General features: G+C 68.1%; 21 protein-coding genes, 2 tRNA genes and 1 riboswitch. Of the genes, 20 read left to right on the plus strand and 3 right to left on the minus strand.

The annotated features are described in order from the left end of the window. Positions 1 to 139: 139 nt before the first annotated feature. The 4 genes from ileS to ndk all read left to right on the plus strand — a co-directional run bounded on the left by ileS (position 140) and on the right by ndk (position 5,730). Positions 140 to 3,424, plus strand: coding sequence for an isoleucine--tRNA ligase (gene ileS / locus WFH44_RS16705; protein ID WP_336715102.1), 3,285 nt, complete (start codon positions 140 to 142; stop codon positions 3,422 to 3,424). After that, positions 3,421 to 4,773: a bifunctional folylpolyglutamate synthase/dihydrofolate synthase gene (locus WFH44_RS16710; protein ID WP_336715104.1), complete on the plus strand. Its 1,353-nt coding sequence runs from the start codon at positions 3,421 to 3,423 to the stop codon at positions 4,771 to 4,773. Before ileS ends, WFH44_RS16710 begins: the two co-directional genes overlap by 4 nt. A gap of 13 nt (positions 4,774 to 4,786) precedes the next feature. Then, complete coding sequence (locus WFH44_RS16715; protein WP_336715107.1) at positions 4,787 to 5,236, plus strand: DUF4233 domain-containing protein; 450 nt, start codon at positions 4,787 to 4,789, stop codon at positions 5,234 to 5,236. Positions 5,237 to 5,313: 77 nt separating this feature from the next. Beyond that, positions 5,314 to 5,730: a nucleoside-diphosphate kinase gene (gene ndk, locus WFH44_RS16720; RefSeq protein ID WP_336715108.1), complete on the plus strand. Its 417-nt coding sequence runs from the start codon at positions 5,314 to 5,316 to the stop codon at positions 5,728 to 5,730. A gap of 80 nt (positions 5,731 to 5,810) precedes the next feature. Here the strand turns inward: ndk and WFH44_RS16725 are convergent, their stop codons facing one another. After that, positions 5,811 to 6,425: a vitamin K epoxide reductase family protein gene (locus WFH44_RS16725; protein WP_336715224.1), complete on the minus strand. Its 615-nt coding sequence runs from the start codon at positions 6,423 to 6,425 to the stop codon at positions 5,811 to 5,813. A gap of 470 nt (positions 6,426 to 6,895) precedes the next feature. On the opposite strand from WFH44_RS16725, the gene WFH44_RS16730 reads away from it, so the two are divergent. The 13 genes from WFH44_RS16730 (at position 6,896) to WFH44_RS16790 (ending at position 20,363) form a co-directional block, all read left to right on the plus strand. After that, on the plus strand, positions 6,896 to 10,396 hold the full coding sequence (locus WFH44_RS16730) for an Rne/Rng family ribonuclease (protein WP_336715110.1): 3,501 nt from the start codon (positions 6,896 to 6,898) through the stop codon (positions 10,394 to 10,396). 66 nt (positions 10,397 to 10,462) lie between these two features. Next, positions 10,463 to 10,559, plus strand: a riboswitch (TPP riboswitch). 66 nt (positions 10,560 to 10,625) lie between these two features. After that, positions 10,626 to 12,128, plus strand: a complete 1,503-nt coding sequence (gene thiD, locus WFH44_RS16735; protein WP_442892925.1) for a bifunctional hydroxymethylpyrimidine kinase/phosphomethylpyrimidine kinase — start codon at positions 10,626 to 10,628, stop codon at positions 12,126 to 12,128. Between the two features lie 206 nt (positions 12,129 to 12,334). Further along, positions 12,335 to 12,643, plus strand: coding sequence for a 50S ribosomal protein L21 (gene rplU, locus WFH44_RS16740; RefSeq protein ID WP_264796954.1), 309 nt, complete (start codon positions 12,335 to 12,337; stop codon positions 12,641 to 12,643). A gap of 54 nt (positions 12,644 to 12,697) precedes the next feature. After that, on the plus strand, positions 12,698 to 12,961 hold the full coding sequence (gene rpmA, locus WFH44_RS16745) for a 50S ribosomal protein L27 (protein ID WP_074702156.1): 264 nt from the start codon (positions 12,698 to 12,700) through the stop codon (positions 12,959 to 12,961). Positions 12,962 to 13,089: 128 nt separating this feature from the next. Continuing rightward, positions 13,090 to 14,655 (plus strand): GTPase ObgE, encoded by a 1,566-nt coding sequence (obgE, locus tag WFH44_RS16750; protein ID WP_336715116.1) that lies wholly within the window; start codon positions 13,090 to 13,092, stop codon positions 14,653 to 14,655. After that, complete coding sequence (gene proB, locus WFH44_RS16755; RefSeq protein ID WP_336715118.1) at positions 14,645 to 15,775, plus strand: glutamate 5-kinase; 1,131 nt, start codon at positions 14,645 to 14,647, stop codon at positions 15,773 to 15,775. Before obgE ends, proB begins: the two co-directional genes overlap by 11 nt. A gap of 52 nt (positions 15,776 to 15,827) precedes the next feature. Further along, the gene (locus tag WFH44_RS16760) at positions 15,828 to 17,147 is read left to right on the plus strand and encodes a glutamate-5-semialdehyde dehydrogenase (RefSeq protein WP_336715121.1); all 1,320 of its coding nucleotides are present in this window, start codon (positions 15,828 to 15,830) and stop codon (positions 17,145 to 17,147) included. Between the two features lie 120 nt (positions 17,148 to 17,267). Then, on the plus strand, positions 17,268 to 17,495 hold the full coding sequence (locus WFH44_RS16765) for a hypothetical protein (RefSeq protein ID WP_336715122.1): 228 nt from the start codon (positions 17,268 to 17,270) through the stop codon (positions 17,493 to 17,495). Position 17,496: 1 nt separating this feature from the next. After that, entirely contained in the window at positions 17,497 to 18,159 is a 663-nt protein-coding gene (nadD, locus tag WFH44_RS16770; protein ID WP_336715125.1) for a nicotinate-nucleotide adenylyltransferase, read from the plus strand. Between the two features lie 34 nt (positions 18,160 to 18,193). Next, entirely contained in the window at positions 18,194 to 19,615 is a 1,422-nt protein-coding gene (locus tag WFH44_RS16775) for a hypothetical protein (protein ID WP_336715127.1), read from the plus strand. Positions 19,616 to 19,639: 24 nt separating this feature from the next. After that, complete coding sequence (gene rsfS, locus WFH44_RS16780; protein ID WP_262104871.1) at positions 19,640 to 20,026, plus strand: ribosome silencing factor; 387 nt, start codon at positions 19,640 to 19,642, stop codon at positions 20,024 to 20,026. Positions 20,027 to 20,138: 112 nt separating this feature from the next. Beyond that, positions 20,139 to 20,211, plus strand: a tRNA-Ala gene (locus tag WFH44_RS16785). 79 nt (positions 20,212 to 20,290) lie between these two features. Continuing rightward, positions 20,291 to 20,363: transfer RNA gene (locus WFH44_RS16790), tRNA-Ala, on the plus strand. Between the two features lie 120 nt (positions 20,364 to 20,483). On the opposite strand, the gene WFH44_RS16795 is transcribed toward WFH44_RS16790, so the two are convergent. Both WFH44_RS16795 and WFH44_RS16800 read right to left on the minus strand, forming a co-directional pair. After that, positions 20,484 to 22,178 (minus strand): SulP family inorganic anion transporter, encoded by a 1,695-nt coding sequence (locus WFH44_RS16795; RefSeq protein WP_336715128.1) that lies wholly within the window; start codon positions 22,176 to 22,178, stop codon positions 20,484 to 20,486. A gap of 156 nt (positions 22,179 to 22,334) precedes the next feature. Further along, positions 22,335 to 23,258 (minus strand): LysR family transcriptional regulator, encoded by a 924-nt coding sequence (locus WFH44_RS16800; protein ID WP_336715130.1) that lies wholly within the window; start codon positions 23,256 to 23,258, stop codon positions 22,335 to 22,337. A gap of 546 nt (positions 23,259 to 23,804) precedes the next feature. Between WFH44_RS16800 and nrdH the strand changes: the two genes are divergently transcribed. The 3 genes from nrdH to nrdE are packed head-to-tail and all read left to right on the plus strand — an operon-like array spanning position 23,805 to position 26,696. After that, positions 23,805 to 24,050, plus strand: a complete 246-nt coding sequence (gene nrdH / locus WFH44_RS16805; RefSeq protein ID WP_336715132.1) for a glutaredoxin-like protein NrdH — start codon at positions 23,805 to 23,807, stop codon at positions 24,048 to 24,050. 28 nt (positions 24,051 to 24,078) lie between these two features. Then, complete coding sequence (nrdI, locus tag WFH44_RS16810; protein ID WP_336715133.1) at positions 24,079 to 24,564, plus strand: class Ib ribonucleoside-diphosphate reductase assembly flavoprotein NrdI; 486 nt, start codon at positions 24,079 to 24,081, stop codon at positions 24,562 to 24,564. An 11-nt stretch (positions 24,565 to 24,575) separates the two neighbouring features. Next, positions 24,576 to 26,696, plus strand: coding sequence for a class 1b ribonucleoside-diphosphate reductase subunit alpha (gene nrdE, locus WFH44_RS16815; RefSeq protein WP_336715226.1), 2,121 nt, complete (start codon positions 24,576 to 24,578; stop codon positions 26,694 to 26,696). Positions 26,697 to 26,836: the final 140 nt, after the last annotated feature.

Consider the following 26,836-nt stretch of genomic DNA (forward strand, 5'->3'; position numbering starts at 1 on the left):
CCGTGCGGCGGCGGCGGCAAGTGAGGTGGTACCGCGGGCTTCTCGGCCGGGCGGCCAGGCCGGACTCCCGGCCCGGCGGCCAGGGGAGGGCACGTCCTCGCATAAAGTGTCCACGCTCCCAGCCGCCCAGGATGATGAAATGCCACAGACCTATCCCAAGGCCGCTGCCGCCGGTGCAGCCGCAGCCCAGAGCTCCCCGAAGTTTCCCGAAGTCGAAGAGCTGGTACTGAAGTACTGGCAGCAGGACGGTACCTTCCAGGCCTCGATCGATGCTCGCGATGCCGGCAGCAACGGCTCCAACGAGTTTGTCTTCTACGACGGCCCGCCCTTCGCCAACGGGCTGCCGCACTACGGGCACCTCCTGACCGGCTACGTCAAGGACATCGTCGGCCGCTACCAGACGCAGCGCGGCAAGCGCGTGGAGCGCCGCTTCGGCTGGGACACCCACGGGCTGCCCGCCGAGCTGGAGGCCATGAAGCAGCTGGGCATGACGGACAAGGCCCAGATCGAGGCCATGGGCATCGACAAGTTCAACGACGCCTGCCGCTCCTCGGTGCTCAAGTACACCCGGGAGTGGCAGGACTACGTCACCCGGCAGGCCCGCTGGGTGGACTTCGACAACGACTACAAGACGCTCAACGTCGAGTACATGGAGTCGGTCATCTGGGCGTTCAAGCAACTGCACACCAAGGGGCTGACCTACAACGGCTACCGCGTCCTGCCGTACTGCTGGAAGGACGAGACGCCGCTGTCCAACCATGAACTGCGGATGGACGACGACGTCTACAAGAACCGCCAGGACCAGACGGTGACGGTGACGTTCCCGCTGCTGGCCGGAGAGTCGGACCTCAGCCGCGAGCTCGCCGGCGTGAACGCCGTGGCCTGGACCACCACGCCCTGGACCCTGCCCACCAACGCGGCCCTCGCCGTCGGGCCCGCAATCACTTACGCGGTGCTGCCGGCCGGCCCCAACGGCACTACGGCCGCGGGGGAGCGGTTCCTGCTGGCGCAGGACCTGCTGCACACCTACGCCAAGGACCTGGGGTACGACGACGGCGCTGCCGCGGCGGAGGCGGTCACGGCCACCTTCGCGGGCGCGGACCTGGAAGGCCTGCGCTACGAGCCGCTCTGGGACTACTACACGGACGCGGAGAAGTGGGGCACCGGCAACGCCTGGAAGATCGTCGTCGCGGACTACGTCACCACTACCGACGGCACCGGCCTGGTCCATCAGGCGCCGGCCTACGGCGAGGATGACCAGAGGGTCTGCGAGGCCAACGGAATTCCGGTGATCGTCTCGGTCGACGAGGGCGCCAAATTCCTGCCCTACTTCGGCCAAGGACCCCTGGCCGAGATCGCCGGGCTGCAGGTCTTCGAGGCGAACAAGCCGATCACCAAGGTGCTCAAGGCTGACGGCCGGCTGCTCCGCCAGGCCAGCTACGAGCACTCCTACCCGCACTGCTGGCGCTGCCGCAACCCGCTGATCTACCGCGCCATCTCGTCCTGGTACGTGGAGGTCACGAAGATCAAGGACCGGATGGTCGAGCTGAACCAGCAGATCAACTGGATCCCGGAGAACGTCAAGGACGGCCAGTTCGGCAAGTGGCTGGAGAACGCCCGCGACTGGTCGATCAGCCGCAACCGCTACTGGGGCAGCCCGATCCCGGTCTGGGAATCCGACAACCCGGACTACCCGCGCCAGGACGTCTACGGCTCGCTGGCCGAGCTGGAGGCGGACTTCGGCCGGCTGCCGCTCAACGCGGAGGGCCAGCCGGACCTGCACCGGCCCTACATCGACGAGCTGACCCGGCCCAACCCGGACGACCCCACGGGCCAGTCCACCATGCGCCGCGTGCCGGACGTGCTGGACGTCTGGTTCGATTCCGGGTCGATGCCGTACGCCCAGGTGCACTACCCGCACGAGAACCAGGACTGGTTCGAGCACCACAATCCCGGCGACTTCATCGTGGAGTACATCGGGCAGACCCGCGGCTGGTTCTACACACTGCACATCCTGGCCACCGCGCTGTTCGACCGCCCGGCATTCCGGAACGTGATCAGCCACGGCATCGTGCTCGGCTCCGACGGGCAGAAGATGTCCAAGAGCCTGCGCAACTACCCGGACGTTTCCGAGGTGCTGGACCGCGACGGCTCGGACGCCATGCGCTGGTTCCTGATGTCCTCGCCGATCCTGCGCGGCGGCAACCTGATCGTCACCGAACAGGGCATCCGCGACGGCGTCCGCCAGGTCATCCTGCCGCTCTGGAACGTCTGGCACTTCTTCAAGCTGTACACGAACACGGCGAACAACGGCGCCGGCTACGAGGCGGTCCCGGTGGCCGGGGATGCCGCCCGCATCGCCGGCCTGGATTCGCTGGACCAGTACATCCTGGCGCACACCGGGCAGCTGGTCCGGGACATGACCGTCAGCCTGGACGAGTACGACGTCAGCGGCGCCTGCGACGCGCTGCGCGAGTACCTGGACACCCTGACCAACTGGTATGTCCGCCGCAGCCGCCAGCGCTTCTTCGACGAGGACGCGGACGCGTTCGACGTGCTCTACACCTGCCTGGAGACCGTCTGCCGCAGCGCCGCCTCGCTGCTGCCGCTGGTGACCGAGGAGATCTGGCGCGGGCTGACCGGCGGCCGTTCGGTGCACCTGGCCGACTGGCCGGACGCCGGGCTGTTCCCGGAGCAGGCCGATCTGGTCGCCCGGATGGAGAGCACCCGGGGCATCTGCTCGGCCGGCTCCAGCCTGCGCAAGGCCGCGAACCTGCGCGTGCGCCTGCCGCTGTCCGAGCTGACCGTGGTCACTGCCGGAGCGGCGGAACTGGCCGGCGGCTACGAGGAGATCATCAAGGACGAACTGAACATCAAGTCCGTCCGCCTGGTCGACGCCGGCAGCGCCTCGCCGGAGGAGTTCGGGATCGAGCAGAAGCTGGTGGTCAACGCCCGCGCCGCTGGTCCGCGCCTGGGCAAGAACGTCCAAACGGCGATCAAGGCCGCCAAGTCGGGGGACTGGTCGGTGGACGCCGACGGAAAGGTCACCGCCGGCGGGCTCGCACTCGAGCCGCAGGAGTACACCCTGGAGACCGTCGTCGCCGAGCAGGCCGGCGGAGCATCCGCATCCGTGGCCATGCTGCCGGGCGGGGGCTTCGTGGTCCTGAACACCGAGGTCACTCCGGAACTCGAAGCCGAGGGCCTGGCCCGCGACTTCGTCCGCACCATCCAGCAGGCCCGCAAGGACGCCGACCTCGTGGTCAGTGACCGGATCCGCACTACGGTGGCGGCCGGGCCGGACGTGCTGGCGGCGCTGGGCCGGCACCAGGAACTGGTCTCGGAGGAAACCCTGACCGTGGAGCTGGTCCTGCTGCCCGGCGACAGCCAGCAGGTCACCGTCGAGAAGGTGGAGGCTCAGGCATGAGCGACGAGTTCGGCGTCGAAAGCGTCTACGCGGAACTGCTGAGCAGGGCTCCCGAGAACAAGATGGAGCCGCGGATGGAACCGCTGTTCCGCGCCATGGAGATCCTCGGCGAGCCGCAGAAGGCGTTCGCCAGCATCCACCTCACCGGCACTAACGGCAAGACGTCCACCGCGCGGATGATCGAGGCCGGGCTGCGCGCCCACGGCCTGCGCACCGGCCGCTACACCAGCCCGCACCTGAGCAGGGTGACGGAACGGATCAGCATCGACGGCGAGCCCGTCGCCGATGAGACCTTCGTGCGGATTTGGGACGAAGTCCGGCCCTACCTGGAGATCGTGGATACCGAGCTGGCCGGAGCCGGCGAGCCGCGGCTGACCTACTTCGAATGCGTCACCATCCTGGCCATCGCGATCTTCGCCGATGAGCCGGTGGAAGTTGCCGTGATCGAGGTCGGACTGGGCGGCATCACCGATGCGACCAACGTCGTGGACGGCCAGGTCTCCGTGGTCACCCCCATTTCCCTGGACCACACCGACCTGCTGGGCGACAGCGTCGAGGAGATCGCGGCGGAGAAGGCCGGGATCATCAAGCACGGCGGTTTCCTGGTCAGCGCCGCTCAGCCGGCAGAGGCGGCGCAGGTGCTGCTGGAGAAGGCCCAGGAGACCGGGGTGCCGTTCCGCTTCGAAGGCGTCGAGTTCGGGGTGGAGTCGCGCGTGCTGGCCGTCGGCGGTCAGCAACTGGTCATCTCCGGCCTGGCCGGCCGCTACGAGGACATCCTGCTGCCGCTGCACGGCGCCCACCAGGCCCAGAACGCCGCCGTCGCCGTTGCCGCCCTGGAGGCGTTCCTCGGCGGCGGGACCAAGGAGCTCAACGCGGACGTGCTCCGCGAGGGCTTCCGCCAGGTGACGTCGCCCGGCCGGTTGGAGGTAGTCCGCACCGCGCCGACCATCATCGTGGACGCCGCGCACAACCCGGACGGCATGCGGGCCTCCGCCATTGCGCTGAAGGAGGCCTTCAACTTCACCCGCCTCGTGCCCATCGTCGGGGTGCTGCACGAGAAGGACTCCGTGGGCGTGCTGGAGCAGCTGCGCGAACACCTCGGGGACTGGGTGGACCAGATCTGCGTCACCGCGTCCGACTCGCCGCGCGCCATCTCCGCCGAGGACCTCGCCGAGGACGCGATGGCCGCCGGTTTCGCGGAGGAATCCATCTACGTCGCGCCGAGGCTCGACGATGCCATCGAATGGGCGGTCGAACGCGCGGAAGAACTCAACGACCTCTCCGGTGGTGTCCTCATCACCGGCTCCATCACGCTCGTGGCCGACGCCCGAATCCTGCTCGGAAAGTGAAACGCATCAGAACATGGCACGACTGACCAAAGCACAGCGGGAATGGCGCCCGGACATGCCCAAGAAGCGGCGGTCCATCAAGGTGACCTTCTGCTCGATGGTGCTCACCCTCGAAGCCTTCGTGGTGTTCTTCGCCACCCTGGTGGCCTTCGGACTCCACAAGGACCGCTTCCCGCAGCCCGTAGTGCTGGGCGTGGGACTCGCGCTCAGCCTGCTGCTGGTCCTCAACTGCGCCCTGCTGCGCCGGCCCGCCGGCTACGCCATCGGGTGGATCCTCCAATTGGTCATCATCGCCATGGGCTTCGTGGAGCCGATGATGTTCATCGTCGGACTCATGTTCGCCCTCTCGTGGTGGTACGGCGTCCGGACGGGTATCCGGCTGGACCGCGAGAATGCCGAGCGCGATGCGGAGCAGGCTGAGTGGGAGCGGAACAACCCGCCGGCTCCCGAACAAGGTGCCTGACCGGGCCGCCGGGCGGTTCGCATAGGATGGACCGGGAAACTCTGCAGCCGCAGGTTAAGCGAATTGAGGAGAGCTACGTGAGCGTTGAGCGCACTTTGGTACTGGTAAAGCCCGACGGCGTTGCCCGGGGTCTTACCGGCACCATCCTGGCGAGGGTGGAGGCGAAGGGCTACAAGCTCGTCCAGCTGAAGCTGGTGGATGCTACCCGCGAACTGCTGGAGCGCCACTACGAAGAGCACGTCGGCAAGCCCTTCTACGAACCGCTGGTGGAATTCATGCTGAGCGGGCCGACGGCGGCGGCCGTGTTCGAGGGCAACCGCGTCATCGAAGGCTTCCGGTCGCTGGCCGGGACGACCGAGCCGACCATGGCCGCACCCGGCACCATCCGCGGCGATTTCGGCCGCGACTGGGGGCTGAAGGTCCAGCAGAACCTGGTGCACGGTTCGGACTCCGCGGAGTCTGCCGAGCGCGAGATCGGCATCTGGTTCGGCTAAGCCTTCCGGCCCGCCGCAGGCAAAAAGGCCGCCCGCATCCAAGCGATGCGGGCGGCCTTTCCGGTTGACGATGCGGACGCTCAGCCGCCGAGGAAGGCGTTCATGAAGCGGATGAACACGCTCGCCGCCGTGGCAATCCAGAGCACCGCAGTGATCGTCCAGGCCCAGTCGCCGGCGAAGCGGACCACGGCCTCCGGTGCCTTGATGACGCCGTGCGCGAGGTTGCGCACCGTCACCATGACGAACATCGGAATCATCATGGCCCAGACGACCATGCAGTAGATGCACAGGATGAAGATGTCGAAGAGCGCCTGGCTCCAAAGCCAGACGACGAAGATGAAGCCGAGGGTGACACCGGTCTGCAGGCCGATCCAGTACCACCGCCGGAACCTGGCGCCCGCGAGCATGGCCATGGCCGTCGTAATCGGCACCACGAAGGCCACGATGCCGATCAGCGGATTGGGGAATCCGAACAGGGAGGCCTGCCAGGTCTTGAAGACGGCGCCGCAGGAGACCCAGGGGCTGACGTCGCAGCTGGTGATGTAATCCGGATTGACGTACGTCGCGATGCGTTCGAGCACGAGGATCGCGGAGGCGACCCAGCCGATCGCGCCGGTCACGAGAAGCAGCCAGGCGAACGGTTTATGCCGGGCAGGCGCCGCAACGCTGTCGTCCGCGGCGTGGGCGGCCGGTATGGCAGCGGTTCCAGTCCCGGACCGGTCAGGAATAGTGTTCACCGGAAGAAGTCCTTTTCCATCAGGGATGATGCTCGATTCTATCCACAGTAGAAGTGGCAAATAACAGCCAAACGGGCACCTGTATGAGAGAATGGCTCTTGGCTGGTAATGGAACCACATGCCACTACCGGTCCAGCGACAGGCTTCCAGGTTTGTCGGCGATGCTTCCGGTTAGCAAGGCCCATCATCCGGATGGGACCCGCGGAATCCGCCAGACAACCCTACCGATGAAGAGAATATACGCGGTAGTAGGAAAAGCGCCGCTGGTCCCCGGGTGTGCTGCGCTCCCTAGATGGCGCGAGCCCGGGCGATATAACAATGACTTCCGGTGACGGGCGGCCGCAAGGCCCGAAGAATAACCGGCAAACCGCCCTTGGGGGCGCCGGAATGTGGCTGGTGCCAGAGGGGGCTGGAGTGCAGAGCTACAGATGGAAATTGAACAGCAGAACCCGGAAGCACAAGGCGACGCAGCCGTAGGGACGGGGATGGAGCCGGCCGCGCCGCCGGCCAAGCGGGCGGTACGGACCCGCCGGAAAGCCGCCGTGGACCTGGACCTGGCGGCGTCTTCGGAGGAACTGCCCCTGGAAACGCCGGCGCCCGCACGGACCCGCGTCCGCCGCACCCGGAAACCGGCCGCCGCATCCGCGGGCGCCGGGGGTGCCGTAACCGTTCCGCCGATGCCGGCCGAGCCGCCGGCCGTGGGAGAAGCGGACACGCAGAGCGACGCCGCTCCGGCGCAGGGCGCAGAAGCCCCGCCTGCCGAAACCGAGGCGCCCGCCAAGCCCAAGACGACCCGCCGCCGGAAAGCCGCACCCAAGGCCGAAGCCCAGGCGGCCGAGACCCAGGCCACCGAGGCGCCGGCCGACCAGCCTGCGGCCGGCCAGCCTGCGGCCGGCGCCGCCGCCGTCGAGAAGGTCGGCACGGAAGGGGCTACCGCGGAGAGCACCGCCGCTGTCCAGGCCTCCCCGGAACAGGCTGCCGCCGAGCCCGCTGCGGAGGAGCCCGCCGCAGCCGAGCCCGCTGCAGCCGAGGCGGCCCCCGCACCGGCGCGGACGCGCCGGACCCGCACTTCGACCCGGAAGAAGCCGGCCGCGAAAGCGGAGGAAACCGCCGAAGTTTCCGAGCCGGCCGGTCCGTCTGCGGAGCCCACCGAGACCGCCGGGTCCGCTCCCGCCGCGGCTGGCGAGCCGGCCGTCGAGGCCGCCTCCGCAGAGCCAGCCCGCGCTGAGGCCGGGGAGGCGCCGCAGGACCAGTCGTCGCCCGCCGGTGAAGCGGCCCAGGACGAGACTGCCCAGGACGAGAGCGCCCAGGATGCGGCAGCGCCGCTGAATCCGTTCGCAGTGCCCGAGTCGCCGATGTCGCTGCTGTTCCATGCGCCGGACCTGACCACGGTCCGCCCCGCCCGGCCTGCCGAGGAGCCCGAGCCGGCCGAAGCAGCCGACGAGGAGGAGGGCGGCCGCCGCCGAAGCCGGCGGAACCGCCGTTCGAAGAGCAAGAACCGCACCGAGGCCGTCGAAGAGACCGCCACGGAAGAAACGCCTGGCGCCACGGAAGAGGAAGCCGCCCCGGAAGCGGCCGACGGGGTGACCGCACGCCGCCGGCGCCGTCGGCGCCGCGGCGACCAGGACCTGGAGCTGACGGGCGGCCACGAAGATGATCCGCCTAACACGGTCACGCGGGTCCGCGCACCGCGGCCGGTCAGCGAAACCGCGCCGAGCAACCGCGTCTCTTCCGTCAAGGGCTCGACCCGGCTCGAGGCCAAGAAGCAGCGGCGCCGGGAGTCCCGGGAGTCGGGCCGCCGCCGCCAAGTCATCACCGAGGCCGAGTTCCTCGCACGCCGGGAGTCCGTAGACCGGCAGATGGTGGTTCGCCAGCGCGATGACCGCATCCAGATTGCCGTCCTCGAGGACGGTGTGCTGGCCGAGCACTTCGTCTCCAAGACCCAGCAGGACTCGCTGATCGGCAACGTCTACCTGGGCAAGGTGCAGAACGTGCTGCCGAGCATGGAGGCGGCGTTCGTGGACATCGGACGCGGCCGCAACGCCGTACTTTATGCCGGCGAGGTCAACTGGGACGCGGCGCATCTGGATGGCCAGCCCCGCCGCATCGAGAACGCCCTCAAGTCCGGCGACTCGGTGCTCGTGCAGGTCACCAAGGACCCCGTCGGCCACAAGGGAGCCCGGCTGACCAGCCAGATCTCCCTGCCCGGCCGGTTCCTGGTCTACGTGCCCGGCGGGTCGATGACCGGCATCTCGCGCAAGCTTCCGGATGTCGAGCGCAACCGGCTCAAGAAGATCCTCAAGGAGCACGTCCCCGAGGGCGCCGGCGTGATCGTGCGCACGGCCGCCGAAGGCGCCAGCGAGGAAGAGTTGATGAACGACATCAACCGGCTGCGCGCCCAGTGGGAAGGCATCGACGGCAGGGCCAAGTCGAACAAGACGCTGCCGCCCGAGATGCTCTACGCCGAGCCTGACCTGACCATCAAGGTTGTGCGCGACGTGTTCAACGAGGACTTCTCCAAGCTCATCGTCTCCGGCGAGGAAGCCTGGGACACCATCGAGGCCTACGTGACCTACGTGGCCCCGGACCTGGTGGACCGCCTGGAGAAGTGGAGCGCGGACGAGGATATCTTCTCGGCCAACCGGATCGACGAACAGATCCACAAGGCGCTCGAGCGCAAGGTCTTCCTGCCCTCGGGCGGCTCCCTGGTGATCGATCGGACCGAGGCCATGACAGTGGTGGACGTCAACACCGGCAAGTTCACCGGATCGGGCGGCAACCTCGAAGAAACCGTCACCAAGAACAACCTCGAGGCGGCTGAGGAAGTCGTCCGGCAGCTGCGCCTGCGCGATATCGGCGGCATCATCGTCATCGACTTCATCGACATGGTGCTCGAAGCCAACCGCGACCTGGTCCTGCGCCGGCTCGTCGAGTGCCTCGGCCGTGACCGGACCAAGCACCAGGTTGCCGAGGTGACGTCCCTGGGCCTGGTCCAGATGACGCGCAAGCGCATGGGCACCGGCCTGCTGGAGGTGTTCGGCGAAAACTGCGAGCACTGCGGCGGCAGGGGCGTCGTGACCCACGACGAGCCGATCGAGCACCGCCGGGCAGCAGTCGCCGCGGAGCACCATCAGCACCATGTTCGCGCGGAGAAGGCGCCGCGTCCGGAGCGGCAGTCGCGCAGCGAGAAGCGCCGGAACCGCGGCCAAGGCAACCAGGATGCGGGCCAGCAGGCGCAGGCCGCCCATGAGGCGCCTCAGCCGGACGACGCGGAGCGCCAGGCCAAGGCCCAGGCCACCCGGGCCGCGCTGGCGAACATTGCCGCCGCAGCCCAGGCCGCGCACGAGGCCGAGGACCATGCCCATGAGCTGGCCGAGGCGGGCGCTGCCCCGTCCGCACCGGTCCTGAAGATCAACGGCGAGGAAGTGGCGCTGCCGCGGGCCGAGCACAGCCCGGCCGCCGCGAGCGAAAAGCCGGCCCTGACGCTCGAGAACCTGACCGAGGCCTTCGACCGGGTCAGCCCCGAGGTCAAGGCGGAGAAGCCCGCCCCGGCCGAAACCCGGCCGGGGGCCGCGCCGGAGCCGTCCGCGGCGGAGGCGTCCTCAGCATCTGCCGCACCCGCCGCCGAACCCGTGCAGCCGGCACGTGCGCAGGCGGAGCCGGGCACGGCACCTGCGCAGGCGCAACCGGCCACGGCACCGACGGGCCGGCGCCGGCGCCACCGGGCCGCCGTCCGGCCGCAGGGAGCGGCCAATGCCGAACCCGTCCAGCAGCTCCCGGAAGCCCCCGCGCCCGCGGTTGCCGCCGGAGGCGCCCCGGCCGCCCGCCGGGTGTCGGTCTCCGCGCCGGCGGCCAAGCCGGCCCAGCCGGAGAAGAAGGGCGCCGAGCCGGTAATCCTTGGCGTGGGAGTCCCCGCTTCCGAGCTCTGACCACGGCAGCAAAAACGCCGCCGGGTGCCTCTTACTTGGCACCCGGCGGCGTTTTGCTATGCTGGCGTCAGTGACACGGGGTGCCGGTAACGCCGGCTGAGATGGATACCCGTTGAACCTGAACCAGTTAGGACTGGCGGAGGGATTGTCACACGGCTCCGCCGGCGTTGCCTCTATATTTCGATCGTCCCGCCGCGCTGCCGTGCAACGCTCGCTCCGCCTCTGATCGATGGAGCCAGCAGTGGAAACCCGCAGCATCCCCAGGGTACTGAGCATCGCCGGAACCGACCCGACCGGCGGCGCCGGCATCCAGGCGGACCTGAAGAGCATCGCGGCCAACGGCGGTTACGGCATGGCCGCCGTCACGGCACTGGTCGCCCAGAACACGCGGGGCGTGCGCAGCGTGCACACGCCGCCGCCGTCGTTCCTGGCGGAGCAGCTGGCAGCAGTCAGCGACGACGTCGAGATCGACGCCGTGAAGATCGGCATGCTCGGCTCGGCGGACATTATCGAAGCGGTCGGGGAGTGGCTCGCGGAAACCGCGCCCGCCGTCGTCGTTATTGATCCGGTGATGGTGGCGACCAGCGGCGACCGGCTGCTGGAACCGGCGGCAGAGGAATCCCTGCGACTGCTGCTGCGGAACGCGCACCTCGTTACTCCCAACCTTCCGGAACTCGGTGTGCTGCTCAACGAGCCGATGGCAGAAGACTGGGACGCGGCGCTGGCCCAGGGCCGCACCCTCTCGCGCCGCTACGGGACCATTGTGCTGGTGAAGGGCGGGCACCTGCCCGGCGGCGATTGCCCCGACGCACTGGTGGACGTGCACGGTCGCCTCGCCGAGGACGTCGTCGAATTCCGCTCGGCGCGCGTGGCCACGGCCAACACGCATGGCACCGGCTGCTCCCTCTCCTCGGCGATGGCGACGGTGCAGGCGCGGACCGGGGACTGGACCGAGTCGCTGAAACAGGTCAAGGACTGGCTCTTCGGCGCGCTGGCCCGCGCCGACGAGCTGGAAGTCGGCCAGGGCAACGGGCCCATCCACCACTTCCACCACCACACTCCGCGGCCGCCCGCCGCCTTCAGCGCCGAGTGCTGGGAAGACATTGCCGGCCTGCGCGCGGGAATTTTCGGCCTCGGCTTCATCCGCCAGCTGGGTGACGGATCGCTGCCGGAGACCGACTTCGGCTACTACCTCGCGCAGGACGCGCTCTACCTGTCCGGCTATTCGCGTGCGCTGGCGCTTGCGAGCAGCTTGGCGCCGACGGCGGGGGAGCAGCTGTTCTGGGCGAAGGGAGCCCGCGACTGCATCGAGGTGGAGGCGCAGCTGCACCGGGAATGGCTCAGCGAGCGCGAGGTGCCCGGCGGGCTCGGGCCCGTGACCAAGCAGTATGTCGACCATCTGCTGGCGACCGGCGCCTCCGGCGGCTATGCCGAGCTCGTTGCGGCGGTCATTCCGTGCTACTGGCTGTATGCGCACGTCGGCGAGGTGCTCCACGGCGCCTACCGGGCCTCGGGAGCGGCCGGGCATCCGTACGGCGACTGGCTGGAAACCTACGCGGACCAGGGGTTCGCTGAGGCGACGCGGCAGGCGGTCGGTATCATGGACGATGTTGCCGCGCGTTCGACCGAGGACGTGCGGCGGCGGATGCTTGAGGCGTTCCGCGAGTCCTCGCGCTACGAACTCCGGTTCTTCGACGCGCCGCGGCTGCACGCCGGAGGGACGCCCGCCTGAGCAGGGGCGCCGATCGCCGGGGTACGCCACGCCGGACCAGCCGGTATTTGCGGGTTGGAGCGGATATAGCGTAACCTAGTTCTTCGGTGCAAACGCCTTCGAAGGGATCATCCCGTTGGCGTGACTGCACAGCGCTGGCGCGGAGCTAATCAGGCCCGCAGAAGAGCGCGTAAAGGTATCAAACGTCGAGAGAAGTGAGTTCCCAAGTGGTGTACGCGATTGTCCGCGCAGGCGGCCGCCAAGAAAAGGTTTCCGTAGGAGACCTCGTGACCCTTGACCGCGTCCCCGGTGGAGCCGGCAGCACCTTCGAGCTGCCTGCACTGCTCCTGGTCGATGGCGACAAGGTCACCTCCGCAGCTGACGAACTGGCCAAGGTCAAGGTCACTGCCGAGATCGTTGAGAATCTTCGCGGCCCGAAGATTGTCATCCAGAAGTTCAAGAACAAGACCGGCTACAAGAAGCGCCAGGGCTTCCGTTCCGAACTGACCAAGGTCAAGGTCACCTCCATCGCTTAATTGCGGTCGGCAGGCTTCCAGCAGTTTCCAGAGACACAAAGGTAGGCATAGCAAATGGCACATAAGAAAGGTGCGAGCTCCACTCGCAACGGTCGCGATTCCAACGCTCAGCGTCTGGGCGTGAAGCGCTTCGGTGGCCAGGTGGTCTCCGCTGGTGAGATCATCGTCCGCCAGCGCGGCACCCACTTCCACCCGGGCGCGAACGTAGGACGCGGTGGCGACGACACTCTGTTCGCCCTCGAGGCCGGAGCCGTTGAATTCGGTACCCGCCGCGGACGCCGTGTGGTCAACATCGTCGCTGCTGCAGCCGCCGAGTAGTTTTCGGCTGTAGACAGCTTTCCAGTGAGGCGGGCCGGCTGGTCCGCCTCACTGGTATTTAACCCGACTAGAATCACCCATGGACCGTCCGTGCGCGACAGGTCCGCCGCACGCAAGAGGAGTTGAACGTGGCAACTTTCGTTGACCGGGTTGTACTGCACGTATCCGGTGGGGACGGCGGCCACGGCTGCGTTTCCGTAAGACGCGAAAAGTTCAAGCCACTGGGCGGTCCCGACGGCGGCAACGGCGGCAACGGCGGCGACGTCATCCTCCGGGTCGACTCCCAGACCACCACGCTGCTGTCCTATCACCACGCGCCGCACCGCCATGCCAGCAACGGCGACTTCGGCAAGGGCGACATGCGCCACGGCAGCAACGGGGAGACCCTGGTCCTGCCCGTGCCGGACGGAACGGTCGTCAAGACCAAGGACGGCAAGGTCCTGGCGGACCTGGTCGGCGAGGGAGCCGAGTACGTCGTGGCCGCGGGGGGCCAGGGCGGCCTGGGCAACGCGGCGCTGTCCTCGCAGAAGCGCAAGGCGCCGGGCTTCGCGCTCCTCGGAGTTCCCGGGGACGAGCAGGACGTGCTGCTGGAGCTGAAGACCATCGCCGACGTCGCGCTGGTCGGCTACCCCTCGGCGGGGAAGTCGAGCCTGATCGCGTCGCTGAGCGCGGCCCGGCCCAAGATCGCCGACTACCCGTTCACTACCCTGGTGCCCAACCTCGGCGTCGTGCAGGCGGGCGATGTCCGCTTCACGATCGCGGACGTCCCCGGACTCATCCCCGGCGCCAGCGAAGGCCGCGGCCTGGGTCACGAATTCCTCCGCCACGTGGAGCGCTGCGCGGCCCTGGTGCATGTGCTGGACTGCGCCAGCCTCGAATCGGACCGCGACCCGATCACGGACCTTGAGGTGATCGAGGCGGAGCTGGGCGCCTACGCCGTCGACATGAGCTACGCGGGCAGCGAGGGCGTGGTGCCGCTGAACGAACGGCCCCGGCTGGTCGCCCTCAACAAGGTGGACGTCCCGGACGGACGGGACATGGCGGAGTTCGTGCGGCCGGAACTGGAGCGCCGGGGCTACCGCGTGTTCGAAATCTCCGCGGTCAGCCACGAAGGCCTGCGCCAGCTGAGCTTCGCCATGGCCGAGATCGTTTCCGCCGCCCGCACCAACGCCGCGTCCGCCCCCGCCCCGGCGCGGATCGTGCTGCGCCCTAGGGCGGTCAACGAGGCCGGCTTCACCATCCGCAAGGAAGAGAAGAACCTCGAGCCGCTGTACCGCGTGCTGGGCGAGAAGCCCGAGCGCTGGGTGAAGCAGACGGACTTCAACAATGACGAGGCCGTGGGCTACCTCTCCGACCGGCTGGCGAAGCTTGGGGTCGAAGACCAGCTATTCAAGGCTGGCGCCGTGCCCGGTTCAACGGTGGTGATCGGCGAGGACGACGCCGTGGTCTTCGATTGGGAGCCGACTATGATGGGCGGCGCCGAGCTGCTCGCCGGCACCCCGCGCGGCACGGATCTGCGCCTCGCGGACTTCAGCAGCCGGCCCACCCGCAGCCAGAAGCGCCAGGAACAGCAGGACCGCAAGGATGCCAAGGCCGCCGCCCGCGCCGAACTCGAAGCGGAGCGCAAGGCGGGCATCTGGACCGAATCGGCCAACTACAAGGGGGCCGCTGCGGAAGACGGCGATGACCAGTAGGCTCCCCGCGGCGGACCGGTCCATGTTGCGGACCGCGCGCCGCCTGGTCGTCAAGGTCGGATCGTCCTCGCTGACCTCCGTTGCCGGCGGGATTGCGGAAGATGCGCTGCTGGACCTGGTGGAGGTGCTGGCTGCCCGGCGCAACCGAGGCACCGAGCTGATCCTGGTGTCCTCGGGGGCGATCGCGGCGGGGCTGGCCCCGCTGGGTCTCGCCCGCCGCCCGCGGGACCTGGCCACCCAGCAGGCCGCGGCCAGCGTCGGCCAGGGCCTGCTGATGGCCCGCTACACGCAGGCGTTCGGAGCCCACGGCGTCGCCGTGAGCCAGGTGCTGCTGACGGCCGAGGACCTGATGCGCCGCCAGCAGTACGCCAACGCGTACCGTGCGCTGAACCGCCTGCTGCACCTCGGCGTCGTACCCATTGTCAACGAAAACGACACGGTGGCGACCCACGAGATCCGCTTCGGGGATAATGACCGCCTTGCCGCGCTCGTCGCGCACCTGGTCAAGGCGGAGGCGCTCGTGCTGCTCTCTGACGTCGACGCGCTCTACGACGGCCCGCCCAAGGCCGGCGCCAAACGGATTCCGCAGGTCAACGGCGCGCAGGACCTCGAGGGCGTCAGCATCGGGAGCACGGGCAAGGCCGGGGTCGGCACCGGCGGCATGGTCACCAAGGTCGAGGCAGCCACCATCGCTGCCGAATCCGGAATCCCGGCGCTGGTCACCTCGACCCCGAACGCCGCGGAGGCGCTGGAGGGGAACGACGTCGGCACCTGGTTCAGCGTCAACGGTTCCCGCCGCCCGGTCCGGCTCTTGTGGCTGGCGCACCTGGCCACCGTGCAGGGGCGCCTGACCCTTGACGACGGCGCCGTGCAGGCGGTGCGTGAACGTCACCGGTCGCTGCTGCCCGCCGGGATCACCACGGTCAAGGGCACGTTCGAGCCCGGCGACCCGGTGGAACTGGCGGACCTCGAGGGCCGCGTCGTCGCGCGCGGGCTCGTCAACTTCTCCTCCTACGAACTGCCCCGCATGCTGGGCCGTTCCACCAAGGAACTCGGCGCGAGCCTCGGCCGGCAGTACGAGCGCGAGGTCGTCCACGTGGACGACCTGGTGGTCCTGTGACGCGTTCGTAACGCTGGACGGCGCGCCGCTCGGCACCGGCTAAAATCGCAGTATGACCCAGACAGCTCCTTCCCAGGCAACTTCCGGTGACGAGCAGGCCGCTGCCGAGCGGCCGGATGCCGTGACGGCCGTCCGCGCCATCGCGGACCGGGCCCGGACCGCTTCGCGCCGCATGGCCAGGGCCAACCGGTCCTGGAAGGACAAGGCCCTGCTGGAGATCGCCGACTCGCTGCTGGCGAAGCGGGACCTCATCCTGCGCGCCAACCGCCTGGACGTCGAAGCCGGGCGGGAAAACGGCACCAGCGCGGCGTTGCTGGACCGGCTCAGCCTCTCGGCCGAACGCATCGCTTCGCTCGCCGACGCCCTGAGGAACCTCGCGGGGCAGCCGGATCCGGTCGGCACGGTCATGCGCGGCCAGACCCTGCCTAACGGCCTGCGCCTGCGCCAGGTCCATGTCCCGATGGGCGTGGTGGCCGCGATTTACGAGGCACGGCCCAACGTCACTGTGGACATCGCCGGCCTGGCGCTCAAGAGCGGCAACGCCGTGGTCCTGCGCGGCGGCAGCGCGGCGGCGCAGACGAACGTTGCGCTGATCGGAGTCATCCGGGATGCCCTGGACCATGTCGGCCTCCCGGCCGACGCCGTGCAGAGCGTCGACGAGTACGGCCGCGAAGGCGCCAACGCGCTGATGCAGGCCCGCGGCCGGATCGACGTCCTGATTCCCCGTGGCGGCCGCGACCTGATCCAGACCGTGGTCAACAACGCCAAGGTCCCCGTTATCGAGACGGGCGAGGGCAACGTGCACATCTTCCTCGACGAATCGGCCAGCACCGAGATGGCCATCGACATCCTGCTCAACGCCAAGACCCAGCGGCCCTCGGTGTGCAACACGGTGGAGACCCTGCTGCTGCATTCCAACGCGCACGCGGCCGCCGAGGTCCTGCGCGCGCTATCGGAGGCCGGCGTCCGGCTGCACACGGACCAGCGCGCCGCGGAGCTGCTGCCCGAAGGTGCCGACGCCACGCCCGCCACGGACGAGGACTGGGCGCAGGAGTACATGGACCTGGACCTGGCGGTCGGCGTCGTCGATTCGATGGACGAGGCCCTGGAGCACATCCGGCACTGGACGACCGGCCACACCGAGGCGATCATCACCAACGACCTGGCCAATGCCGAGCGCTTCATTGCCGAGATCGATTCCGCCGCCGTGATCGTCAACGCTTCCACGCGCTTCACCGACGGCGGCGAGCTGGGGCTGGGAGCCGAAGTGGGCATCTCCACGCAGAAGATGCATGCCCGCGGCCCGATGGGGCTTCGCGAACTGACCACCACCAAGTGGATCGTCCAGGGTGAAGGCCAGGTCCGCGGCTGACCGCATGACCGCACCCCGGCGGCTCCCCAATGCGGGCTTGCCGCCGCTCAACGCGTACGATTAGACAGAAGCAGACCCGCGCCGCGTGATGGCGCTCGACGCACTCTCAGAGGGAGAACAATGCTGACTCAGGTATACAGCGCCGCACTGGCGGCAGCCGAACCCCATGTTGAACTGCCGGTTCCGGCCGGGGTAATCGGGGGAGGCATCTTCGTGGTCTTCCTCCTCCTGATGTTCGCCACGGTGGCCTTCACCAGCGTCGGCAACCGGCACCCTGCGGTCGAGGAACACGTCGACCCGCACCGCCAGCATCCGAACAAGCACGACCACGGCCAGGCCCGCCACTAGCATGCCCTTCGCGTCACCCGCGGATGCGGCCTCCCGCTCCGCGGGGGACTCCGGCCGCCGCGTCCGGCTCGGAGTGATGGGCGGGACCTTCGACCCGATCCACCACGGCCACCTTGTGGCCGCGAGCGAGGTCGCCGCCGTCTTCGACCTGGACGAAGTGGTCTTCGTGCCAACCGGCCAGCCGTGGCAGAAATCGACCCGGGACGTCTCGCCGGCCGAACACCGCTACCTCATGACCGTGATCGCCACCGCATCGAACCCCCGCTTCACGGTCAGCCGCGTGGACATCGACCGTCCCGGCCTGACATACACCATCGACACCCTGCGCGACCTGCGCGCCGCCCGGCCGGACGCCGAACTGTTCTTCATCACCGGCGCGGACGCCATGGCGCAGATCCTGTCCTGGAAGGACATCGATGAGCTGTGGTCGCTGGCGCACTTTGTCGGGGTAACCCGGCCGGGCCATGTCCTCCACGACCTCGGACGCAAGGACGTGAGCCTGCTGGAGGTGCCGGCCATGGCCATCTCCTCCACGGATTGCCGTGACCGCGTCGCCGAAGACCAGCCGGTCTGGTACCTGGTGCCGGACGGCGTAGTACAGTACATAGCCAAGTACGGCCTGTACCGCTCCGCACTCCCGGGGGCACCAGAATCACAGAACTAGCCGCAGACGAGACCACATGGGTGATTAGCAGAGCATGAGCAAGGAATCGCAGCAGCCTCGCAGCCGGAGGGAACTTCGGCTGCAGCGCAGCGAAGCCGCCGACCAGCCCCAGGACCGGGAACACGCCGCGACGGAGGCCGCAGCATCGGAAATTCCTGCCGGTGCACCCAAGGCACCCTCCCGGGATCCCGAGGCGGGAAAGCAGCGCCCCGCCGAACGCTCTTCGCAGGCAAGGGCCCGCGACCGCGAAGCACACCAGGCCTACAAGGCGCTGACCGAAGCGCTCCCGAAGGTTCCTGCTCCCCAGGAACAGCAGAACCCGCCGACCCGCCGGCAGCTCAGGCTGCAGCAGCTGGAGCGCGAACGCGGCGCCCAGGGCGCCGGCCAGCCGCCGGCCAAGCCCGCAGGCGGCGTTCCCGTTTCGGGCACTGACGACGGCGCCGCGTCCGGTAACCAGGATGGCGGCACCTCGGGCACGGCGGACGGCGGGATGACGGTCGACGCCGGCTACCAGCCTCAGCATCCGCCGGTGGAAGGCGGCCGCCGCGACCGGCGCAAGCGCGAACAGCCGGGGCAACCGGACAACACCTCGGCGACGGCCGCCGTTCCCGAGCTCCCGCCTGCCGCCGCCCAGGCGGTAGAGGCGGGGGAGATGTCGGTGGAACAGGCGCTGGCCGCCCGGGAGCTGTTGATCGGCCAGGCCAGGAACATGGCCAACGTGCTGGCGACGCAGCAGCAGGATCCCCGCAAGGTGGACCTGGAGGTGCTGGCGCAGCAGAAGGCCCTGGCCGAACGCGCCGCCGTACTCAACCGGCGCGCCGCCGACAAGCAGCGCCTGAGCGCCGAAGCCCGCCAGCAGCGCACCACCGCAACGGGGCAGCCCCCGGTCCAGGACCTGGCATCCGCCCCGATGGAGTTCGTGCGCATGCCCGGGAGCGAGAAGCACGTCCTGCGTCCCTCTGCGACCTCGCACGTGCCGATTGTGGCGGACCGGCCGCAGAAGGCGCGTCCTGCCGGCCGCCCGGAGAAGGTCACGGGTCCGGCCACGCCGCTGCCCGCGGCCCGGACCAAGGCCGCGGCGGGAGCGGCGCCGGCGGCTGCCCGTCCCGCCGATCCAGGGAAGCCCGCAACGCCAGCTGCGCCCCGGAAGGACACCCCGTCCGCGGCGCAGCAGAACAAGCCGGCGGCCAAGCCTGCACCGCGCAAGCCCACGGTTTCGGAACCGGCCGGGCCCGCACCGCGGTCGCGGCTGCTGGCCCACGCAGAAAACGTTGCGGACAACAAGATCCAGCCGCTGCGCGCAACCAACGCGCACGGGCTGGACCCGCTCGACGCACGAACGGCAGGACTGGGCCAGGCCAACCGCATGCGGATTGCCGTCATAGCCGCCCTGGCCCTGGGTGCCTTGGCGTTCGTCGCCGGCATCACCATGATGATCATCAGCTTCAGCGGCTAGACCGCACCAACCAAGGGGACCTCAGTGACCGCTTCCGAAAATTCCATCTCCATCGCCCGCGCAGCAGCCCGCGCGGCCGCGGACAAAATCGCCAAGGACATCGTGGCGATCGATGTCAGCGACCGGCTGGCCATCACCGACGTCTTCCTGATCGCGTCGGCGCCCAGCGAGCGGCAGGTCAACGCCATCGTCGACGGTGTCGAGGAGGCCCTCCACAAGATGGACCTGCGGCCCGTCCGCCGCGAGGGCCGTTCCGAGGGCCGCTGGGTCCTGCTCGACTACGCCGAGGTCGTGATCCACGTCCAGCATGAGGAAGACCGCGTGTTCTACGCCCTCGAGCGCCTGTGGAAGGACTGCCCGAGCATCGACCTGCAGCTGGAAGCGCAGCCGGCGCCGGCGGACTCGGAGTAGCCCGGGAGCCGGGGACGGGCTCACCGCGCGCCCGATTTGGCATCCCCGGCAGCTTCTGCATAGAATATTCAAGTTGCCCCGGACGGGGCGGCAAGGAAATACCACCGAATACGGGGCTGTGGCGCAGCTGGTAGCGCACCTGCATGGCATGCAGGGGGTCAGGGGTTCGAGTCCCCTCAGCTCCACTCGTGGAGGCATCTGGAACAGATGGAACCACGCCGTGGAACACAAGTCCGGCACTTTCCGCCGGCAGTATTTCCTAACGGGGCTGTGGCGCAGCTGGTAGCGCACCTGCATGGCATGCAGGGGGTCAGGGGTTCGAGTCCCCTCAGCTCCACGAACGAGGCCTATCGCCCGTCGGAAAAAGTCCGGCGAACGGTAGGCCTCTTTTCGTTTCCCCGGCAAGCCCTACGCTATCCCGCGGGCGCGGCTGGCGTCCGGTACAGCATGCGGCGGCTCAATCGTCCACGATTCCCCGGTACGCCTTGACCGCATTGTTGGTGGTCGGGAAGAAGTGGTCCGGACCGAACCGGCTGCCGACGCCGAACTTGACGAGCCGGTCCTTGATCGGCCCCTTCATCTCGGCGAACACCAAATCGATGCCCTCGCGCTCCAGCTGCTTGTCGAGCTCCACCAGCGTATCGGTGGCCGAGGTGTCCAGGCCGGTGATCGGCTCGGCAGCAACAATGACCATCCGCACCGGCGGGGGAGCCTCCTCGACCAGCGTCCTGATGTGGTCGCTGAACAGGGCGCTGTTGGCGAAGAACAGCGGGGCATCGAAACGGGCGATGACCAGCCCGGGAATCCGTTCGCCCTCTGGATGCCTGTCGACGTCGTGGAAGCCCGGCACGTCCTGCACTTTGACGAGTTCCGTGCGGTAGGGGCTCCAGGCCTGCCGTACGAAGGCCAGCAAAGCCAGGCCGACGGCAATGGCGATGCCTTGGAGGACGCCCACGAAGACGACGCCCAGGAAGGCGGCGATGAGAAGGACGGTTTCGGTCCGGCTCATGCGCGCCAGCCGCACGAGGGTCCTGATGTCCACCAGGGAGGCCACGGCCGCGATGACGACGGCGGCGAGGGTGCTTTGCGGCAGGTACGCCGTGAGGCCGGGTGCCAGCAGCATGAAACCCGCGACGAGCAGTGCCGCCACGAAGCCGGCCAGTTGGGTGCGTGCCCCGGCGTCGATGGATACCGGGGTGCGCGACGTACTGCCGGAGATCGGAAACCCGCCCAGCAGGCCCGCCGATAGGTTGGCCATGCCCAGGGCGCCCATCTCCTGACTGCCGTCCACGCGATAGCCGTAGCGGTCCGCCAGCGTCCGGGACAGGACGCCGGTATCGGCGAAGGCAATGAGGGCGATCCCGGCGGCCGGAGCGATCAGGGCCAGGATGTCTGCGGGCCTTAGCCCCGAGAGGGCCGGTCCGGGCAGGCCCTGAGGCAGGGCCCCGACCACCGGGACCTCGGACGCAAGCCCCAGCGCCGCCGTCGCTATCATGGAGCCCGCAACCGCGATCAGGATGCCCGGGAGCTTCCACCCCAGCAGCTTCGGAACCGCGATCGCCGCCAGCGACGCAAGGCCGATCGCCAGGGCAGTGCCGTTGACGCCGCCATCGGTGAGCGCGCCCGCGGCACGTTCGAAGTTTTCCCAGGTCGAGGCCCCGGAACCCGAGACGCCCATCAGTTTCGGCAGCTGGCTGGCGAAGACCACGAGGGCAATGCCGTTGAGGTAACCGGAACGGATGGGCTTGGAGAGCAGCCCGGTGACGAAACCGAGTTTCAGCGCCCGGCCGGCGACCAGGATGAGGCCGGTCAGCACGGCCAGCAGGCCGGCGAGGGCCACGGCGCGTTCCTGGTCCTCCAGCGCCAGGGGGAGCACGGCGGCGGCGATCATCGGTGCCAGCGACGAGTCCGGCCCGATCACCAGCAGCCGTGAGGGGCCGAAAACCGCGTAGGCCAGCAGCGGAACGATGGTGGCGTAGAGGCCGGTGACCGGCGGCAGCCCAGCCGCGGCGGCGTAGGCCATCCCCGCCGGAATCAGCAGGGTGAAGAGCGCTGCCGCGGCCACCAGGTCGGAGCGCAGCCAGGAGCGGTCATAGCGCAGGACGACGCCGATCCCGGGGAAGAACTTGTCGATCCACTTGCGCTGTCCCACTCGAGCCCGCCTCAGGGTCGGTCGTCGTGAACGCTCCGGCTGCGCGTCCGGGGCTGAGCCCATTATCCACCGCACCCGGTGGGCCAGGCACGGTCGTCCCACCGGGCTGCTGCCGCTTGGCGCGGGCACCAGGCCCGCCCCCGCGGCTCCCGCTGCTCAGCGGCGCTTGGGGGAGATGCTGGACTCGTGCAGGATGCCGGAGAGCCGGTCCATGAAGACATCCAGCCGCGGGTTCTGCCGGTCGTTCAAGAGCAGTGCGAAGATGTTCCGCGCCAGCCTCACCTCGGGGACGTCGATGACGACGATGCCCTCCGGTCCGTCCTGCAGGGCCAGTTCCGGCACCAGTGCTGCGCCCAGGCCGGAGGCAGCCATGGCCAGGCTGGCGTTGAAGTCGTCGCAGTAGGCGGCCACACGCGGATGCAGGTCGCAGCTGGCGAAGAGCCGCTCAATCACCGTCGCGTCGCTCGTCCCGGGGTGGTGCATGATCCACGGCATTTCGGCCAGCTGGGAGGCCGTCACCGTGGCACCGTGGCGGATGCCCCAGGACTGCGGCAGCACCACCCGGTAATTGTCGTCCCCGAGCCATTGCCGGCTGATGTTGTGCGGCCAGGCCAGGCCGCCCTGTCCGACCTGGAAGACCAGCGCGACGTCGAGTCCGCCGCCGCTCCGCAGCCCCTGGATCGTCTGGCCGGGTTCGGCCACGTAGACCTTGAGCTTGATGCCGAGGCCGGACCAGTCGGAGGCCCTCAGCAGGCGGGGCAGCACGTAGGTCGCCAGGCTGGGGAAGATGCCCAGCTTGATCTCCTGTGCGCTGGCGTCGTGGCTGCCGGCCGTCGCGGCGAGCAGCGCCTCGATGTCGGTCAGCACCTTGGCGGCGTGCCGCGACATGATCTGCGCCGCTTCGGTGGGCTGGACGCTGCGGGCCGATCGCTCGAAGAGTTTGACGCCCGTCTCGCGTTCCAGCGCCGACATCTGCTGGGACACAGCTGATGCCGTGTAGCCCAGCTGGCCGGCGGCGGCGGCGAAGGAGCCGCGCCTGGTCACTTCCAGCAGGGTGCGCAGATGCACCGTATTGACCATCAGGTCTCCTGACGATTGGAAGGATGCTCCATCAAAGCATCTTAGGCACGAACACGCCATTTTCCGGTTTCGGGAGGGGATGCAGCGCCGGTTCGGGAAAGGCCGCGCCGCCTGCGGCCGGCCGCCGAGGCGCAGGAATGCATCGGCCGCCGCGGGTGTTCTACTTAAGGCTGCCCGCGGGAGTGGCGGGGGTCGCTCCGGCGGGCACGACATGGACGCAACGACACGCCGACGAACAAGCGACACGAAGAATTTCCAACCTGTTGGCAAGTCCGTCCACAGCCTGTGGACGGCGGACCGGCAGAGGCGTCGGAACCCCGGAAAATCAACGGTTTCATCACTCATTGGATCCCGGGTTCCTGTGGACGACGCGGGGGATGAATGACATACTTGTAATACATCATCTAGGGGTCGCGGCGAGAAGCGTGCACTAGATGTAGTAGATTGAAAGCCGCTGGCGGGTGAATGGCAAGACCAGCCGGTGTGACGGCGGGACGGCACCGGGCGACAGCGAAGAATAGCCACAGACTTAACGGGAGAGGGACCATGACTGTAACGGTTTACACCAAGCCGGCATGCGTGCAGTGCAACGCGACTTACCGGGCGCTGGACAAGAAGGGCATCGCCTACGAGACCGTTGACCTCTCGCAGGACCCCGCAGCCCTGGACCGCGTCCGGGCCCTGGGCTACATGCAGGCTCCGGTGGTTGTTACCGAACAGGACCACTGGTCCGGCTTCCGCCCGGACAAGATCGAGGGCCTCGCCCAGACCGCGGCCGCTACTGTGGCCTAGCCGGAACGGAATCGGAAAGGCGGTCTCCATGACGGCTCTCCTGGCGGCCGGAGGGGCCATCGGGCAAGGGTCCGGAGGCGGGCCCGGCTCCACCACTGCTGCATCCCTGATCTACTTCTCGTCGGCCTCCGGGAACACCCACCGCTTCATCGGGAAGCTCGGTGTGGAAGCGGCGAGGATTCCGGTTTTTTCCCGGGACGAAACCATCTACGCCCGCCGGCCGTATGTCCTGGTCATCCCGACGTACGGCGGCGAGGACGGCCGGAACTCGATTCCGCCGCAGGTCCTCAAATTCCTCAAGCACGAGGGCAACCGGAACCTGCTCCGCGGAGTCATCGGTTCCGGCAACACCAACTTCGGCACCACGTACTGCCTGGCGGCAAAGAAGATCGCCGCGAAGTGCCAGGTGCCGCATTTATACAGCTTTGAACTTATGGGGACGTCCGACGACGTGGACCGGGTCAAAAAAGGATTGGAAGACTTTTGGAAACGACAGTCGCAGACGCGGCCGTAGCCGCTAAGGAACTGCCCGCAGCGTACAAGGGGCTCGGTTACCACGAGCTCAATGCGATGCTGAACCTCTACGGACCGGACGGCAAGATCCAGTTCGAAGCCGATCGCTGGGCGGCGCGCCAGTACTTCCTGGAGCACGTCAACACCAACACCGTCTTCTTCCACGACGTGGACGAGAAGCTCGATTACCTGGTCAAGCACGACTACTACGAGCGCGAAACGCTTGACCAGTACACGATGAACTTCATCCGCGACCTGTTCAGCCACGCCTACAAGAAGAAGTTCCGGTTCGAGACGTTCCTGGGAGCCTTCAAGTTCTACACGTCCTACACACTCAAGACCTTCGACGGCAAGCGCTACCTGGAGCGCTACGAGGACCGTGTCTGCATGGTCGCCCTGCACCTGGCCCGCGGCGATGAGGAACTGGCCACCCGGCTGGTCGACGAGATCATCGAGGGACGGTTCCAGCCGGCCACGCCGACCTTCCTGAACGCGGGCAAGAAGCAGCGCGGCGAGCTGGTTTCCTGCTTCCTGCTGCGGATCGAGGACAACATGGAGTCCATCGCCCGCGGCATCAACTCGGCCCTCCAGCTCTCCAAGCGCGGCGGCGGCGTGGCGCTGTCCCTGACCAACATCCGCGAGCACGGCGCACCGATCAAGCAGATCGAGAACCAGTCCTCCGGCGTCATCCCGGTCATGAAGCTCCTGGAAGACTCCTTCTCCTACGCCAACCAGCTCGGTGCGCGCCAGGGTGCCGGTGCCGTCTACCTGCACGCCCACCACCCGGACATCTACCGGTTCCTGGACACCAAGCGCGAGAACGCGGACGAGAAGATCAGGATCAAGACCCTCTCCCTCGGCGTCGTGATTCCGGACATCACCTTCGAGCTCGCCAAGCGCAACGAGGACATGTACCTGTTCTCCCCGTACGACGTCGAGCGCGTCTACGGCATGCCCTTCTCCGACGTCTCGGTCACCGAGAAGTACTACGAGATGGTGGACGACGCCCGGATCAAGAAGACCAAGATCAACGCCCGCGAGTTCTTCCAGACCCTCGCCGAGATCCAGTTCGAATCGGGCTATCCGTACATCATGTTCGAGGACACGGTGAACCGGGCCAACCCGATCGCCGGCAAGATCACCATGAGCAACCTGTGCTCGGAGATCCTGCAGGTCTCCACCTCCTCCGAGTACAACGAGGACCTGACGTACGCCGAGGTCGGCAAGGACATTTCCTGCAACCTCGGGTCGATGAACATCGCCAAGACCATGGATTCCCCGGACTTCGGCGCTTCCATCGAGACGTCCATCCGCGCGCTGACCGCGGTCTCGGACATGTCGTACATCAACTCCGTGCCCTCCATCGCGGCCGGCAACGCCCAGTCGCACGCCATCGGCCTCGGCCAGATGAACCTGCACGGCTACCTGGCCCGCGAGCGGGTCCACTACGGCTCCGAAGAGGGCCTGGACTTCACCAACATCTACTTCGCGACCGTGCTCTTCCACTGCCTCCGCGCTTCCAACGCCATTGCCAAGGAGACCGGGGAGACCTTCGGCGGCTTCGAGAACTCGAAGTACGCCACCGGAGAGTTCTTCGATAAGTACACCGAGCAGGACTGGCTGCCGCAGACCGAGAAGGTCCGGGAGCTGTTCCAGAACATCCACATCCCGACCCGGCAGGACTGGGAAGCGCTGAAGGCCTCCGTCATGGAGTTCGGCATCTACAACCAGAACCTGCAGGCCGTGCCGCCGACCGGCTCGATCTCCTACATCAACAACTCGACCTCCTCCATCCACCCGGTGGCCTCGAAGATCGAGATCCGCAAGGAAGGCAAGATCGGCCGCGTCTACTACCCGGCGCCGTACCTGACGAATGACAACCTGGAGTACTACCAGGATGCGTACGAAATCGGCTTCGAGAAGATCATCGACACCTACGCCGCCGCCACGCAGCACGTGGACCAGGGGCTGTCGCTGACGCTGTTCTTCAAGGACACCGCCACCACCCGGGACATCAACAAGGCCCAGATCTACGCCTGGCGCAAGGGCATCAAGACGATCTACTACATCCGCCTGCGCCAGCTCGCCCTGGAAGGCACCGAGGTGGAGGGCTGCGTCAGCTGCATGCTGTAGCAGCCGGCGCACAACTAAAAGTACGACGGCGGGTGACCGCCCGCCGTCGTACGCTTTCCTTGCGGTATTCCGGCACCGGAGGCCGCGTCCGGCGGGGCCTGAGGGCCGCCACCGCGAACTAGACTTGAAGAAACACCAAA

The organism is Arthrobacter sp. USHLN218, from assembly GCF_037144715.1.
In the GTDB taxonomy this organism is placed as follows: domain Bacteria; phylum Actinomycetota; class Actinomycetes; order Actinomycetales; family Micrococcaceae; genus Crystallibacter.

Coding starts and splice junctions, on each gene's coding strand:
- ileS (WP_336715102.1), top strand. CDS start 140: ATGCCACAGACCTATCCCAAGGCCGCTGCCGCCGGTGCAGCCGCAGCC.
- WFH44_RS16710 (WP_336715104.1), top strand. CDS start 3,421: ATGAGCGACGAGTTCGGCGTCGAAAGCGTCTACGCGGAACTGCTGAGC.
- WFH44_RS16715 (WP_336715107.1), top strand. CDS start 4,787: ATGGCACGACTGACCAAAGCACAGCGGGAATGGCGCCCGGACATGCCC.
- WFH44_RS16730 (WP_336715110.1), top strand. CDS start 6,896: ATGGAAATTGAACAGCAGAACCCGGAAGCACAAGGCGACGCAGCCGTA.
- thiD (WP_442892925.1), top strand. CDS start 10,626: ATGGAGCCAGCAGTGGAAACCCGCAGCATCCCCAGGGTACTGAGCATC.
- rpmA (WP_074702156.1), top strand. CDS start 12,698: ATGGCACATAAGAAAGGTGCGAGCTCCACTCGCAACGGTCGCGATTCC.
- proB (WP_336715118.1), top strand. CDS start 14,645: ATGACCAGTAGGCTCCCCGCGGCGGACCGGTCCATGTTGCGGACCGCG.
- WFH44_RS16760 (WP_336715121.1), top strand. CDS start 15,828: ATGACCCAGACAGCTCCTTCCCAGGCAACTTCCGGTGACGAGCAGGCC.
- WFH44_RS16765 (WP_336715122.1), top strand. CDS start 17,268: ATGCTGACTCAGGTATACAGCGCCGCACTGGCGGCAGCCGAACCCCAT.
- nadD (WP_336715125.1), top strand. CDS start 17,497: ATGCCCTTCGCGTCACCCGCGGATGCGGCCTCCCGCTCCGCGGGGGAC.
- WFH44_RS16775 (WP_336715127.1), top strand. CDS start 18,194: ATGAGCAAGGAATCGCAGCAGCCTCGCAGCCGGAGGGAACTTCGGCTG.
- WFH44_RS16800 (WP_336715130.1), bottom strand. CDS start 23,258: ATGGTCAATACGGTGCATCTGCGCACCCTGCTGGAAGTGACCAGGCGC.
- nrdH (WP_336715132.1), top strand. CDS start 23,805: ATGACTGTAACGGTTTACACCAAGCCGGCATGCGTGCAGTGCAACGCG.
- nrdI (WP_336715133.1), top strand. CDS start 24,079: ATGACGGCTCTCCTGGCGGCCGGAGGGGCCATCGGGCAAGGGTCCGGA.